Origin of the sequence: Mycolicibacterium brumae, assembly GCF_025215495.1 — a bacterium.
In the GTDB taxonomy this organism is placed as follows: domain Bacteria; phylum Actinomycetota; class Actinomycetes; order Mycobacteriales; family Mycobacteriaceae; genus Mycobacterium; species Mycobacterium brumae.
In genome coordinates, this window is sequence record NZ_CP104302.1 from 312,431 (window position 1) to 326,624 (window position 14,194).

Consider the following 14,194-nt stretch of genomic DNA (forward strand, 5'->3'; position numbering starts at 1 on the left):
GCGCTTTCTACTCGGTCGCAGTCTCGTGGCCGTGCCGGCGCATGTTGGGTCCGTCGAGCTGGACCAGTTCGGCGGTGGAGACGATGCGGTTGAGGATGGACTCGGCGATGACAGCGTCGTGTAGGGATCGGTACCAGTCTTCGGGGTCGAATTGGCTGGTGACGACGGTGGATCCGCGGCCTTCTCGGGCGGCGAGGATGTTGAGCAGTTCGGCGGCGGTTTCGCCGGTGATCGGGGTGGTCAGGAAGTCGTCGAGGACGAGCAGTTCGCAGGTGTGCACGCCGGTGAGGAACGTCAGCCGCCCGGCGTCGTGGCGTTGGTAGACCGCGAGCTGGTTGGCCAGGTCGTCGAGCCGGAAGTATCTGGCGGTGTAGTCCCGGCGGCAGGCGGCGTTGACCAGGGCTTGGGCCAGATACGACTTGCCGACGCTGGATTTGCCGAGGATGACCAAGTTGTGTGTGCGGTCGATCCACCGGCATGCGGCGAGGCGCTCGATCAAGTCCCGGTTGATGTTTCGGCCATCGAGGTAGTGGATGTCTTCGACGCAGGCCGCTGGATTCGGTGTCCGGGAGGCTTTGAGGAGCTTGAGCACACGCCGCTCGGCGCGAGCGGCGGTCTCCTGCTCCAGGGCGTGGCGGATCTTTCGGGAGAAGCTCCACTGGTCGTAGGTGGGGTCGTTGGCGATGTCGATGACGGCTTCGCCGAAGGCGGTCATCCGCAGTTTGGTGAACACGGGCATGTCATCGACGCTGAGGTGCTGGTCATTCATCGCTGGACTCCCGCCCCGGCGTCATCGCCACCGTCATCGGTGCGCCGGTCACCGGTGGTGAGCGCGTCGAGGCTGAACGCTTCGGCGCCGGCCAGGTGCGCGCGGCTGGTGTCACGGCCGGCCACCCCGGCCGCTGCGGGTCTGGATGCTGGCGTGATCGGGTTGGCGGCATCGCCGTCCCCGCCGATGGTGGTGGGTCGTTGGTTGCCGTCGGCGCGCAGCGCGCTGATGCGGTGTTTGACCGCGGTGTAGGTGATCGGCCGGTGCGCGTCCTCGGCGATGAGCTCGCGGCAGGCAGCCTCCAGCAGCATCCGGTTGGCGCTGGCGCGTTTGCCCAGGTCCAGGATGTTCATGCAGGACCGGTAGCCCTGGGCCTCGATCGCCTTGCCATCGAGCAGCCGGGTGAGCGCGGCCACCGTGGCCGGGCCGACCTTGCCGGCCTGGCGCAGGAAGTAACCGCGGGTCCACAATCCGGTCACCGACTCATAGTGCGGGGGCGCGTGCTCAGGGTCGGTGACATAGCCGTTGCGGTGCCGGCCCTGCTGGTGGGCGGCGATGATCTGCCCATCGGCGAGCACCTCGATCGTCGTGCCGATAATCCGCACGTCCACCCCGCGCCCGGCGAACCGGTAGGGCACCGAGTACTTGATGGTGTCGAGCTGGATATGCCAATCCCGGTGCACCTTCGCCTTGCGCCAGCACACCGGTTCCCACCGCTGCTCGGGCAACCCGATGAGCTCGCCGCGCTCATGGTCGTCGAACCAGCCACGCCGCGCCCGCGCCTCCCCGCGAAACGGGGTCCGGTCGTTGATCTGCTCGACTTGGGCGGCGACCGCCGCGTTGAGGTCATCAAGGCAGGCGAACACCCGATCGGCCAGGAAGTGGATCACCCAGTTGGTGATGACCTTCACCCCCGCTTCGGCGTTCCCTTTGTCCCGCGGGCGATTTGAGCGTGTCGGCACCGCCGCGGCCCCATAGTGGGCCAGGAAATCCTGATACGAGGCGTTGACGTCGCGGGCCCGGTCGATGCGGCTGATCTGGTTTGACGCCGTCGAAGCGTTGTCCGGGACGATCACCTGGGCGACCCCGCCGAAATACTCGAACGCCCGCCGATGCCCATCGCACCACGCGGGCTGTTTCTCATCGAAGTAGCCGTAGGCGAACACCATCCCCGAGAACGGCAACGTCGCCACGAACACCGACACCGGTGTCACCGCCCGGGTGATCGGATCGGTCACCTTCATCGGCGTGCCCGCCCAATCGACCTGCATCGTATGCCCCGGCACGTGGGCGATCGGCACACTCAGATCGTTGACCCGGACGTGCTCGGTGACGATCTGGCAGTAGCGCTCATACCCGTAGAACCGGGCGCCCGGGGCCGCATCGGATCGCAGGTACTGGCTCCACAGCACCTTCAACGGCGGCTTCTTGCGACCCAGCCGCGCCGCGACGACCTTGTCGATATCGACCGGCACGAACTCACTGGCCACGTTCTTGCGGCCATCGGCGAACAGCCGATCCAGATCCTCAGCGGTCAGCGCCGCGACCTGCTCGGCGGTGCTCAACTGCTCCTCATCGAGCACACGGCGGGCCCGGGCGATCGCCCGGTGCGAGCACCCCGCCATCGCTTCGATCTGCCTATAGGCCAGTCCCTGCACCAGCAGGCCCATCACATACCGGTAATCCGTCATCCGCGGGATCCCTCTCAATCGCCGCGACCCCTGCGGCCACGGATGAAAGCGATCCTCGAACAGCGCTACCAGATACCCGCGCCACTGCTACCGGATAGTTACACAGGCGCTACCGAAAGCCCCGGCTTAACAATTCGTTAGTGCCCCTGCGCGGTCGCGGATTTCGCTGGATCGACGCCGAGGTGCTCGAGGATTTCGCGTTGGTTGGCGGGCACGTCGGGTGGGAACGTGTGGGTGGTGCCGTTGATGGCGATGGTGGCACTGCGCAGCGGCCGCAGGCCCTTGACGACTTTGGCGATGGAGTTCCCACTGCGGGACTGAATCGCATGTGAGACCGCGAGGGCGGCGAACACGATCGTCAGGTGCGCGTCGATGGTCTCGCGTTGGCGGTGCCAGATCGGGCGCGCGGCCAGGTCGGATTTCGACATCCGGAACGACTTCTCGACGTGCCATAGGTCGTGGTACTTCGCCATGATTTCGGTCGCCGGCATGAGGGTGACCGGCACATTCGTCACGTAACCCTTCAAACCGACCAGGGATTGGGCCCGGGTCAGGGCGGCTTGGTCGAGGTGACGGTCTTTGCCGCTGACTTTGACGAACCGCGCTGATTTCGCCGCTTTGGTCCCGTCGATGATCGCTTTTGCGCGGGCCTCCTGGGCGGCCAGGGTCTTCTGATCGCGGCGGGCCCGTTTGGCCGAGTACGCCCACACCGCCCGCCATGCGCCCGGATGCGCCTGCGGGTCCCAGACGGGTTCGGCGCGTTTGCCGCGGTCGTTGACGCACCTGTTGTTGCCGTGCCGCGGAGTCACGGTGTCGATGACGTGGCCGTCGGTGAAAGCGTCTCCGTTCCAATGGAAGTGAGACTCCAAATCGGCCGGGGCCTTGGTGACCCGGGAGCCGACGATGAACGAGCACCCCAACTCGTCAAGGTCTTTGAGATTCGAGGCTGACAGCATGCCTGCGTCGGCGGCGACGACGATCTCGGTGTCGGTCAACTGGTGGCGTTCCAGGAAGCCGCGGACGACGGGCACGATCGTGGTGGTTTCCGCGGTATTGCCCTCGTAGCAGCCGATTTCCAGCGGGAACCCGGTCCGGTCGACCAGCAGCCCGACCACGATCTGAGGGTCGACCCGGCGCTCCTTGGAGTACCCGACTTTGCGCAGGTCGTCTTCGTTCTCGGCCTCGAAATACAACGTGGTGACGTCGTAGAGCAGCAGGGACAGGCCGCCGCAGTCACGCGCGTGGGCGAAGCACTTCGCGGCGATGGTGTCGCGGTACTTGCCGGGACCGACCGCATCGAGGTGACGCTGAACCGTCCGGTAAGACACCTGGTTCGCGCCGAGGTCGGCCAGCACCCGCAGGGAATCGAGCTTGCTGGTCGGCTCCACGATCCGGGCGATCACCAAATCCCGGAACACCGCGTCATCGATGGCGTCGAACCCGAGCCAGTCATAAACCGCGCCGAGCGTGTCATAAAGCAGCCGAGAGGCGGTGCCGATCGTGCGGCCCGGCCCGGCCACCGACGCCACCGGCGCCGCCTGCGCCGGCCTCCAGTCAGCGACATCAGCGAGCTGGCTAGTCACCCGGTGAGCGTCGAAGCCAAGCTCCTGCTGATCGCCATCAGCGATCACCCGGGCCTTCTCCAGCAAAATACCCAGCTCAGCATCGGTGTGAGCAGAACCGACATGCGCCACGATCTCGCGTGAGCGTGTCAAGTCTTTTGTGTAAGTCGTTTCCTCTGATGTTGTCGTTTGGTGTGTTCTACAGGTGGGGCTCGATGCGGTCTGGGTAGACCAGCACGAGCTGTTCGAGGGCTTTCTTCCAGTTGGTGACCACTTGTCCTTCCACGAGGCGTCCGGCGGCCTTTCGGTTATGTTTCTGGCCGCGTTCCTTGGCCCGTTCGGCGGCGCGTTTGTCTTCGATGTTGCAGATCGCCAGCCAGAGCAGTTTCACCACCGCGGCGTCGTTGGGGAACTGCCCGCGGGTCTTGGTGACCTTGCGAAGTTGGTAGTTCAACGACTCGATCGAGTTGGTCGTGTAGATCACCCGGCGTAGCTCTGGAGGGAACTCCAGGAAGGGGATGAATTGCTCCCATGATCGATCGAAAACCATTGTCACAGTGGGGTTTTTCTTGCCCAAATCTGATGCGGTGAACGCATCCAGCTCGGCGCGGGCGGCATCGGCGTCAGCGGCGGTGTAGATCGGCTTGAGCGCGGCGGCCACGGCCTTGCGGTCCTTGTAGGACACGAACCGCAGCGCGTTGCGGATCAGGTGCACCACGCAGGTCTGGACGGTGGCCTGCGACCAGGTCGCCGTGATGGCCTCGGGGAACCCGGTGAGCCCGTCGCAGCACACGATAAGCACGTCACGCACCCCTCGGTTGGCCAGATCAGCGCAGACCGACGCCCAGAACGAGGCTCCTTCGTTCTGCTGGACCCAGATGCCCAGGACATGCTTGACGCCGGCCATATCGACGCCCACGGCGATGTGCGCGGCCTTGTTGCGGGTGTGGCCGCCGTCTTTGACCTTCACCACGATCGCGTCGAGGTAGATCACCGGGTACAGCGCATCCAACGGGCGACGCTGCCAGGCAAGGACCTCATCGGAGATCTCGTCGACGATCTTGGAGATCGTCTCATGAGACACCTCGGCGCCGATCGTTGATTGCAGGTGAAATTGGATGTCCCGCAACGTCATCCCGCCGGCATACAGCGAAACGATCATGTCATCGAGCCCACCGAGCCGGCGCTGTCCCTTGGGCACCAGCCGCGGCGTGAACGACCCGTCACGGTCCCGAGGCACCTCCAACGAGACCGGGCCGGCCTCAGTCTGCACGGTCTTGGCCGAGTGCCCGTTACGGGCGTTCGGCAGGCCCCGGCCGGCCGGGTCGCCCTTCTCATAGCCGAGATGATCGGTCAGCTCGGCGGCCAGGCCCCGCTCCAACGCGAGCTTGATCAGCCCGGGCAGCAGGCCACCCTCACCGGTCAGCGCGACCTCGCCGGAGTCGATCGAGGCCAGCAGCTCATCGACCGCCCCGGATGCCCGCAGCGCCTCGGCCACCTCCACCGTCGACGCGGCCTCAGCCAGCCGCGCGTCCAAATCCCGATCTGTCGTCATGCCCTGAGATCCTTCCCTTGTCAGGACTTACACAGACCATCTGACACCCCCCGCTGGAATGCAGCGGCAATTGCCGGGACTTGCCGAACTTGGCATTGCGCACCGTGATCAGCGCGCCGGGAAGATCGACGTCACCACGGTCCAACGCGATGGCTTCGCCGATGCGCAACCCGGTGGCGGCCAACAGTCCGATCAAGGTGGCGTAGGTCATCCCCCGCAACCGTGATCGCAGATTCCGGGCCTCCGCCATCAACGCGGCGATCTCGGCGTCGGTGTAGAGGTAGGGAACCGCCCGATGAGATCGCCCGGGCAGCAGGTCAGCAGGCGGGATCTCGGTGGCTGGGTCGATTGCGGCCAGATAGCGCGCGAATCCGCGCACCGCTGACAGCCGAGCGCCGTGCCAGACAGGGTCTGCGCCCACCGGCTCAGTGGCCCACCTCAGCGCCAACTCGACGGTCACGCGCTGCGCGCCGACCCGCCCAGCCTCGGCGACGAAGTCAGCCAGCAACCCGCCGGCGCGTTCAAGCTTGAATCCCAGCGCACGCCGCATGGTGAGGTAGTCGGCCAACGCGTCGGCCAGGGCGGTCATGACGGGCTCCCAGACGGCCAGGGCCGAGTCACCGAGACGAGCCGGCCGTGGTCGACCTTGGCGTAGATGGCGGTGCTGTTCAGTTCCCGGTGCCGCAACAGTTGTCCGACTTCCTCCAGGGAAGCGCCCGCCTGTAACACGCTGGTGGCGGTGGTGTGTCGCAGCCGATGCGCCCCGATGCGCTCAATGCCGGCCCGAACACACGCACGGCCCACCACGGCGCAAACCGAACCGCTCGCCAGCGGCTGATGCGGGGCAAGAGCCGTCAGAAAGACCTGCCGATACGAAGATGTCGGCCTGCCCGCACGCAGATAACCAACCAGCGCCTGTCCCACGTCAACCGGCAGCGGAAGCTTGTCATGTTGATTGCCTTTGCCACGGATGACGAGTTCGCCAGCGCGCCAATCGATATCATCGAGTTCCATGGCGGCGACTTCACCGGCGCGCAACCCCAGCCGCGTCAACACCGTCAGGATCGCGAAGTCCCGCCGACCCACAAGCCGATTCTGCTCGCAAGACTCCAGCAGCACCCGCACCTGATCAGGTCGCACAGAACGCGGCAGCCACGCCAATCGCCAACCCGCCACCGCCGGGACAGCCGAGACCAGATCAGTCTCCACCCGCCCGGTCAACAACAGGAACCGCAGCAAAGACCGCAACGCCGTAACCATCAACTTCGCCGCGCCCGTCGATCGAACTGAAGCCTCGGCGACGACGAACCGTGTGACCGTGCCGGCGGTCAACTCGCGCAGCTCACCGGACCCCGAACGCGTCAAGAACAGCCGCGCCTCTTGCGCGTAGTAACGCACCGTGGCCGCCACCAAGCCGCGCTCACAGAACAGATAGGCCCGGTACTCGGTCAAGAGTTCCTCCACCGGGCCTGACGGCACCCGCGGCACCGGTGCCGGCGCCGCGCCCACTGCGCGTAAATGCCCCAGCAGTGGCGCCAACCCGCGCGCGGACAACCAACCCACATACCCCCGCGCCGACCGAACCGATAGAAATGCTTGCACCAGTTCGTCATTCAGCTCACTCGGCGCCACACCCTCAAACGCCATCCAGCGACTCAGATGCGCCATCAAGCGCAACTGATTCGCCGCCGACAACGGCGCATAACCCACCGACTCCAGCGCTACGGAGAACCCCGCGGCAAACTCCTGCAACGGGCCATCCACCCGCACACGCGACACCACAACCATGACCAAAGTCCTTCCAATCCGACGGAAGAACCAAGCATCACCGGCCAAAATTATGCCGACAACAACTCCACCGAAAACCCACTGACCAGCACAGACTCCCTCAAAATCGGCATAACCGCCGACTCGGCATAATGCCGGCATCACCACACGATGGTTCACCACGGCGGCTGGCAGGTGTTCCTCGGCGAAGACCGCCACCCCTGGTTCATCCCACCCGCGGACCCGAAGCATCCCGACCGGCCACGCGAACCCCTGCGCTCACACGCCCGACGAACCATGACCAGCCTCCCCACCGCCGCCTAACCGCCGCGGACCCCGCCGACCACAGCCACCGCCCGCCGAACCCCGCCTGAACCCCGCGACCTTGCATGGACCGCACCGATGCGGGCCGCAGACTGGATTATCCAATCGTCAAGCGCCAGCCGTGCAGTCTATGCGCCGATCAGGCCGCCCGGTCACCGAATCGCACCTGGCAGGGCGCGAATCAGACGCTCCCACAACCGAATACGCACCACCAGTACGCACCTTGACAACTCAACAGAGACAAAGCGTCCGCAATGGGCGCCTGGCGCCGACCCGGCTCTACCCCGTCGGCGCCAGGTTGCCCACCGGCCCAGAGGCCAGGCACACCGTCAGCGCGGCGGTCGTCGCCTCCACGGTGATGGTCTGCCCGGCGCCGGGAATCCGGATGAACACCCGGTTCAGCCCCGGCTGCACAGGCACCTTCACCTGCGGCCCGTCGTCGAGCGACATCGTCAGCGAGCCAACCGAATTCGCCAGATAGTTGAACTCCGCCGTCCAATCCGAGGGAAGCAGTGGGCCATCGAGCGGCAACTCGACGGGGAAGTCGGTCTGGACCAGATACCCGCAGTCGGGTACTGGCCCGGGCTTGACCAGCCGCACCCAGGTCACCTGCGCGTCAAGCATCCGGCCGCGGGAGTCGAACATCCGCGGTCGTGTTGTGGCCGAGGCGAATTCGGGCCGATCGCGCAGCAACGCGAACATGTGGCTGAACATGTTCTCCGGGTGCTGGATGCGCTGCAAGATCATCGGGTCGACCTCCTGATCCAGCAGCGGCGCATCCGATTCGCGTGCGGCGCGGGCCAGCGCGGCCTCCGCGTTCTGCAGATACGACTTGGTCGGATTGTCGCGCCAACTGGTCAGGAAGGTGGCCGTCGAATACAGGCTGGAGAACAGGAACCCCGCCATCACCGCCAGCACCGCGGCTGTCCTGGCCGGTGAGGTGTCCATCGCCTGCGCCTGCGCGGTGGAGCGGTTCGGCGCGCAGAACCCGACCGCGGCCAGCAACGCCAGCACCACCACCAGATCGGGGTAGTAGCGCAGCGTCTGCGCCAGCTCCAAAGCGGTGAACGGCGACGAGCGCATCAGGTAGATCGGGATCTGGCAGGCCACCGCGTACCCGAGCGCGGTCAGCCACACCGGGGCCAGCTTCTGCTTGCGCGCCATCGACACCGCGACCGCCGCCGCCAGCGCCACCCAGCCCAGCACGATGACAACCGTCGGCGGCACACCCCACGGCGACGCCGGATCCCAGCGCTGCCACTGCCACGGCCCGCCCACCAGCCCGGGCACGATGCCGTGCGTGAACGATCGCCGCAGCAGCTGCCACGTCATCGGTAGGTCGGTGCTCCACCGCCGCTGATCCACCACCGACGTGTACAGCGCCACCCACGCCACGGTGATCGCCAGCAAAGAAACCCACAGCACCGCACCGCGCCGCCACACATCGGCGGCGGCCTGCAGCAGGCTCTTGTCGGTCTGCACGTAGGTCAGCAGCGCGACGACTGCGAACGCCACGAACGGGATGACCGCCGACTTCTCGAAGAACAGCAGCCCGCCGAAGAACACCAGCGCCCCGGTCGCCGCGTACCGACGATTCCCGGTGCGCGCCAACAGGATCGCGTCCGCGGTCACCCACGCCAGCGCGGCCTGCAGCGGCAGCGCGTTCAGCCCGGCGGCCCACCACGCGAACGACGGCACCCCCAGCGGAGTGAACAGCGCGAACGTCAGCGGGACCAGCAGCACCGCCCGGTTGCCGACGATCACCCACAGCGCCCGCACCAGCGCCAGCGACGCCAGTAACTGCAGCACCACCAGGCTCGCCGCCGGCCACGCCCACACCAGCGGCGCGGCCTTGCTGATCAGCCCGGACAGCAGGAACGCGCCGGGCATCACGTGCCCGTCGTGGTCGTGGAACAGGAAGTCGAACGACAGCAGCGGGTTGGTGCCGGCCCGCCCGACGAGGATCAGGTCGTCCCAGTAGTAGTAGCCGCCGAACGCCAGCACCCCGCGCACCACCAACTGCGCGGCGACCAGCACGAACGCGGCGATCAGCACCGGCGATCGCAGCGCCGGAAAGCTCAACGGGCGCAGCGCGCCCAGACGGCTAGCGAGGATCGGCGTCTCCCGCACGCTGGCGGGCCTGCCACGCGCTGGCGGCCATCTCACGCAGCGTGTGCCGGTTCGCCCAATCCAGGTCGCGGGCGGCCAGTTCCCCGGTGGCCACGATCCGCGCCGGATCCCCGGGCCGCCGCGGCGCGACGTCCGGCTCGAAGTCGATCCCGGTGGCCTCGGCCATCGCGGTCATGATCTCGCGCACCGAGGTTCCCGACCCGCTGCCCAGGTTGTACACCGGCTCGATCGGCTCCCCGGCGTCCAGGCGCTTGGCGGCGGCGACGTGGGCGGCGGCGATGTCGTCGACGTGCACGTAGTCGCGCACGCAGGTGCCGTCGGGCGTCGGGTAGTCCGCGCCGTTGATCCGCGGGGTCCTGCCCGCAATGAGCATGTCGAACACCAGCGGGAACAGGTTGAACGGGCTGACGTCGAACACCTCCGGCGATCCGGAGCCGACGACGTTGAAGTACCGCAGGCTGGTGTGCCGGAACGGCCGTTCGGCGTCCGCGGTGGCCTTGGCCAGATCGGCCAGCAGCCACTCGCCGATCAGTTTGGTCTCGCCGTAGGGCGACTCCGGCCGCGTCGGGGTGGTCTCTTCAACGAGCTCGACGTCCGGCGTGCCGAAGGTGGCCGCCGACGACGAGAACACGAACTTGTCGACGCCCTGGGTGGCCATCTCGTCGAGCAGCGTGACCATCGCCGACACGTTCTGCTGGTAGGTGTGCAGCGGCCGTCGCACCGACTCGCCCGCGTACTTGTACCCGGCGACGTGGATGACGCCGGTGACCTTGTGGAACTGAAGCGTCAGCCGCACATTCGTCGCGTCCAGCAGCGATGCTTCGACCAGCGGGATGCCGTCGGGCACGAACTCGCGCCGCCCGGTGGACAGGTCGTCGATGACGACGACGTCGATGCCGGCGTCCGCGAGCGCGCGCACCACGTGCGAGCCGATATACCCGGCGCCGCCGGTCACAAGCCAAGTCACGGTGTTCCAGGGTAGCCGCGGCCCCCGCCGCTCCCTTGCCCGACGGTCAGTTGCCGGGTTGGCCGACCTGGCCCTCGTGGTCCGGGTTGACGGCCTGGTCCGGGTTGCTGACCTGGTCCGGATCGACGGCCTGCGCCTGGTGGCCCTGCTGGCCCTGGCCCCCTGGGATGACCCAGTCAGACCAAGGGTCGTTGGGGTCCACCTTGTGCGAGCCGGGGAACCGCGACTGCATCTCGTTCTGCAGCGCCTGGGTGTCCTTCGGGTACTCGCCGACCTCGTAGTCCTCCGGGGTCACGCAGGCGATGTGCTTGTCTCCGTAGCTGTAGGGCTGCGTCCCGACCTGCAGCATCCCGCAGGCCTGCTGCACCGTCACCGTCTGATCGGCCTGCGCCAACGGCGCCAAAGCCAGGGCCGCCCCGGCGGCTGCCGCCGCAATTACCAGTCGCTTCATGAGTGTCCCTCGCGTTTGTGGGCGATCCCCGAACTGCTCGTATGTTAAATCTCAGTAGGGTCACAAATTCAGGGTTTCGTTGACTCGGGGCGTATCGCCCGATTTCTGTCCGGCGGGGCGTGGATGCTTTCTGGCCGCGCGGCTTGGCCGGGCGGCGAAACTGTGAATAGCGCTTCCTGACCGGCAGGAATACCATTTCCTGATGGCGTCGTTGCCGCCACCTCCCGGGGGTCCGGGGTGGGCGCCGGCTCCGGCCAGGGGAGCCGAGCCGTCGCGATGGACCGCGCAAGCAGCGCTGCTGGTGGCCTTCCTGGCCTGCGTCATCGGAGTGATCGGCTGGTTCCGCCCGGTTTCCGCGCCTCCTCCCACCGACCCCGCCCCCACCTACACCGCCGCCGAGGTCCAAGCCGCCAAGGACAAGGTGTGCGACGCGTTCGAGCTCGTCGACAAAGCGTTGAGGATTACGACGAATGCTGATGGCGGGGAAGATGTCGCCTTGCGGCAGGCCCTCGCTGCCAATGCCCGTTTGGCACTCGTGGCCTCCGCGCAAAGCTTGAAGGGTTCGTCTACTTCTGCGAGCCCACCTTCATTGGCGGAGACTGTCGCAGATTTTGAGTCATCAGCGATTGACCTTGCGCTCAGGTACCTGGCGGGTGGCTCTCGGGAGGATTCTGAGTTACTCCAGGCGAAGGCGACGACGGAAGCGCTTGCTGGGGAGCTTCGTGCGGATTGCGGATGAGTGACTATCCGCCAGGAGAATGGTCTGCACTGCTGGTCGGCCATCAGTGGCCAGCCGGGCAGTCCGTCCAAGTTTTGGCGGCGGCGGTAGCAAACCGAGCGTCGGTGGAAGCTGCGTATCGAAGCTTTGCTGAACAATTGGGTGCCGCGTTGAACGGCCCGCTTATCGATCAAGAAGGCGTCACGGCTGACGATGCCCGCGATGCATTCACTCTTGGTCAGAGCGATGCACTGGCTGTTGCAGAGTCGAATCGGGTCAAAATGGAAGCCTGCCGGTCGGCTCATTCCGCGTTAACCAACCTTCGATCGCAGTTGGCTGAGTACGCGCGAACTGGAAACTCTGAGATCAAGGATATTCAGAGCTCCAAAGATGATGACTCTTCGAAACTGGCCAAAATCGTCGGTGTCGTTCAGCGATGCCAGCGACAGGCCGATCATGCCGCTGGCCTGCAGGCCCAGACGATAATGGCGGCAGCGCAGACGATCGTGAATGAGGTTGGGTCGCCGAGCCTTCGAAGCCTCGCCGATGGAAGTGGATTGTCGTCCCAACCGCACGGTTCGGAGCCGGTGGAGGATCTTGTTCGTAATCGGCTGAACCGCCCCGACTCTCAAGGACTATTAACGGGCGACGCTGGCGCGGACATGTACGGAGACGCGGGAGAGGCGTCGGTTCCGGCGTCAGTGGGAGCGGCGGATGCACGCAGTGAGAATCTGCCGACCGCTAATCAACACAGCAACGATCTCAGCCCGATGCTTGGGGATGCTCCGTTGTCACCGCGCCGTGATGACTTGGTGTGTGTTCCACCCGCGGCCGCCCCTGTCGGCTCACAGGGGGTGACACCGCCAGTCGCCCCGGTACCAGCAGCTTCATTGACGTCGGCCCCCGCTGCGGCCTTCTCTCTGACTAACCCGGGTTCGTCCTTCCCCGCAACCGCGCCAGAGCTCCCCACCGCCCCGTCCCTTCCTGCTACCCCCGCCCTCGCGACAACGTCAGCGGCGGAGCTGCCGAGCGTCCCCGCCGCCCTCACCCCGCAGGGCCTCATCGAGGGCTTCGCCGAAGGGGTCCGCACCGGCACGCCAATGTCCTTGGGCACCAGCGAAGTTGCATCAGCGGCATTCCCGTCGCCGGTCGCTCCGGCCACGCAAATGGCTCCGATCAGTGCGCCCGATATCGCGGCCCCGGTCGAGCACGCCGCCGCGCCGACCGAGCACGACTACCAGCCGATGGTCGTCGCCCAGCCGACCCCAACGCCCGCGTCGATCCCGGCCGCGCCGCCCGCTGTTGCCGCGCCGGCCGTGACGGGAGCTCCGGCGATACTGCCTTCCTACGGATCGGACCTGCGGCCGGTCGTCTCGCCCGCGATGCCGATGGCGCCCGCCATGCCGGCGGCGCCCGTCGCAACGCACACCCCGGGCGCGGGCGTAGTCAACCAACCTGCGGTGGTCCGAACGCCCGTCACCGCGCCGCCCGCCGGCCCGGCGGCGTTCGCGTTCACCGCCGGAGCAACCGCGGGCGCCATCGCTCGCGAGCGCTCCGAGCGCGACCACCTGAGCCGCCTGCTCAATGCCGTCGCTCGGCAGCAGCCGGCGCTGGCGTGGGGGATTGGTCAGCGCGAAGACGGCCTCACCATGCTTGTCACCGACCTCGCCTGTGGGTGGCTGCCGCCGGGCATCGAAGTCCCCGCCACCGCAGCAGTTTTGGAGCCCGGCGCGCACAGGGGTGGTGTTGAGGAACTGCTCGGGCCGGTGGTTGTCGCGGCGGTGCACGCACCGGGTCAGCACATCCCGGACGACCCCGAGCCGGTGAACCTCTCAACGAGACCTGTTCACGCGCCGGCGATCGAGGACCTCGGGTGGGAGCTCTGCCGAGCGGCTCAGTGGCGGGATGGATTGCCCAGGCTGGCGCACACCGTCGCCCGCGCGGCAGCTGGCGGCACCGGCGTTCTCGGCAGCGAAATCGCCCTGCTGCGAGAACATTTGGCGGAGATCATGCGACAAGTGGTCGCGACGTATCCGAACCCGGATCCGCAAACCCTCGGCAACTGGCAGCTGCTGGCCGCGATCGAGGCGCTCACCGCCGGCCACCAGCGCGCAGCGAACTACCACCTCGCCTGGTTCCTCGCGCTGCACCGCTGAGCTGTACCGAAATGGGGTCTGTGGCGAGGGTGAAGTGGATTATCCAATCCATGGCCCGCAGCCACCCCATTTCGGCACAGCTACGCCCGTGACAGCTCGCTCAG

Annotated in this window: 10 protein-coding genes and 1 pseudogene; 2 read left to right on the top strand and 9 right to left on the bottom strand. The window is 66.7% G+C overall.

The window, feature by feature from the left end; genetic code table 11:
- Nucleotides 1-7 precede the first annotated feature (7 nt).
- From L2Z93_RS01560 to L2Z93_RS01605, 9 genes and pseudogenes are all read right to left on the bottom strand, one after another.
- Complete coding sequence (locus L2Z93_RS01560; RefSeq protein ID WP_090588997.1) at nt 8-769, bottom strand: ATP-binding protein; 762 nt, start codon at nt 767-769, stop codon at nt 8-10.
- Nucleotides 766-2,460, bottom strand: a complete 1,695-nt coding sequence (istA, locus tag L2Z93_RS01565) for an IS21 family transposase (protein ID WP_260575477.1) — start codon at nt 2,458-2,460, stop codon at nt 766-768. Before istA ends, L2Z93_RS01560 begins: the two co-directional genes overlap by 4 nt.
- A 137-nt stretch (nt 2,461-2,597) precedes the next feature.
- A pseudogene (locus tag L2Z93_RS01570) lies at nt 2,598-4,157 on the bottom strand (IS1634 family transposase); the annotation flags it as partial.
- Between the two features lie 64 nt (nt 4,158-4,221).
- Nucleotides 4,222-5,577, bottom strand: a complete 1,356-nt coding sequence (locus L2Z93_RS01575) for an IS256 family transposase (RefSeq protein WP_090585016.1) — start codon at nt 5,575-5,577, stop codon at nt 4,222-4,224.
- A complete protein-coding gene (locus tag L2Z93_RS01580) occupies nt 5,540-6,166 on the bottom strand; it encodes a site-specific integrase (RefSeq protein WP_090585018.1) in 627 nt (208 codons plus the stop codon). The genes L2Z93_RS01575 and L2Z93_RS01580 overlap by 38 nt, the downstream gene beginning before the upstream one ends.
- Nucleotides 6,163-7,563, bottom strand: coding sequence for a site-specific integrase (locus tag L2Z93_RS19340; protein ID WP_420873673.1), 1,401 nt, complete (start codon nt 7,561-7,563; stop codon nt 6,163-6,165). Before L2Z93_RS19340 ends, L2Z93_RS01580 begins: the two co-directional genes overlap by 4 nt.
- A 384-nt stretch (nt 7,564-7,947) precedes the next feature.
- Nucleotides 7,948-9,735, bottom strand: coding sequence for a phosphatidylglycerol lysyltransferase domain-containing protein (locus L2Z93_RS01595; RefSeq protein ID WP_090589614.1), 1,788 nt, complete (start codon nt 9,733-9,735; stop codon nt 7,948-7,950).
- Between the two features lie 37 nt (nt 9,736-9,772).
- Nucleotides 9,773-10,765, bottom strand: coding sequence for a UDP-glucose 4-epimerase GalE (galE, locus tag L2Z93_RS01600; RefSeq protein ID WP_090589553.1), 993 nt, complete (start codon nt 10,763-10,765; stop codon nt 9,773-9,775).
- A gap of 46 nt (nt 10,766-10,811) precedes the next feature.
- Nucleotides 10,812-11,216: a hypothetical protein gene (locus L2Z93_RS01605; RefSeq protein WP_128111788.1), complete on the bottom strand. Its 405-nt coding sequence runs from the start codon at nt 11,214-11,216 to the stop codon at nt 10,812-10,814.
- A 301-nt stretch (nt 11,217-11,517) separates the two neighbouring features.
- On the opposite strand from L2Z93_RS01605, the gene L2Z93_RS01610 reads away from it, so the two are divergent.
- Nucleotides 11,518-11,955, top strand: a complete 438-nt coding sequence (locus L2Z93_RS01610) for a hypothetical protein (protein WP_090589559.1) — start codon at nt 11,518-11,520, stop codon at nt 11,953-11,955.
- Nucleotides 11,952-14,090, top strand: a complete 2,139-nt coding sequence (locus tag L2Z93_RS01615; RefSeq protein WP_128111787.1) for a DUF5631 domain-containing protein — start codon at nt 11,952-11,954, stop codon at nt 14,088-14,090. The genes L2Z93_RS01610 and L2Z93_RS01615 overlap by 4 nt, the downstream gene beginning before the upstream one ends.
- The last annotated feature ends 104 nt before the right edge of the window (nt 14,091-14,194 follow it).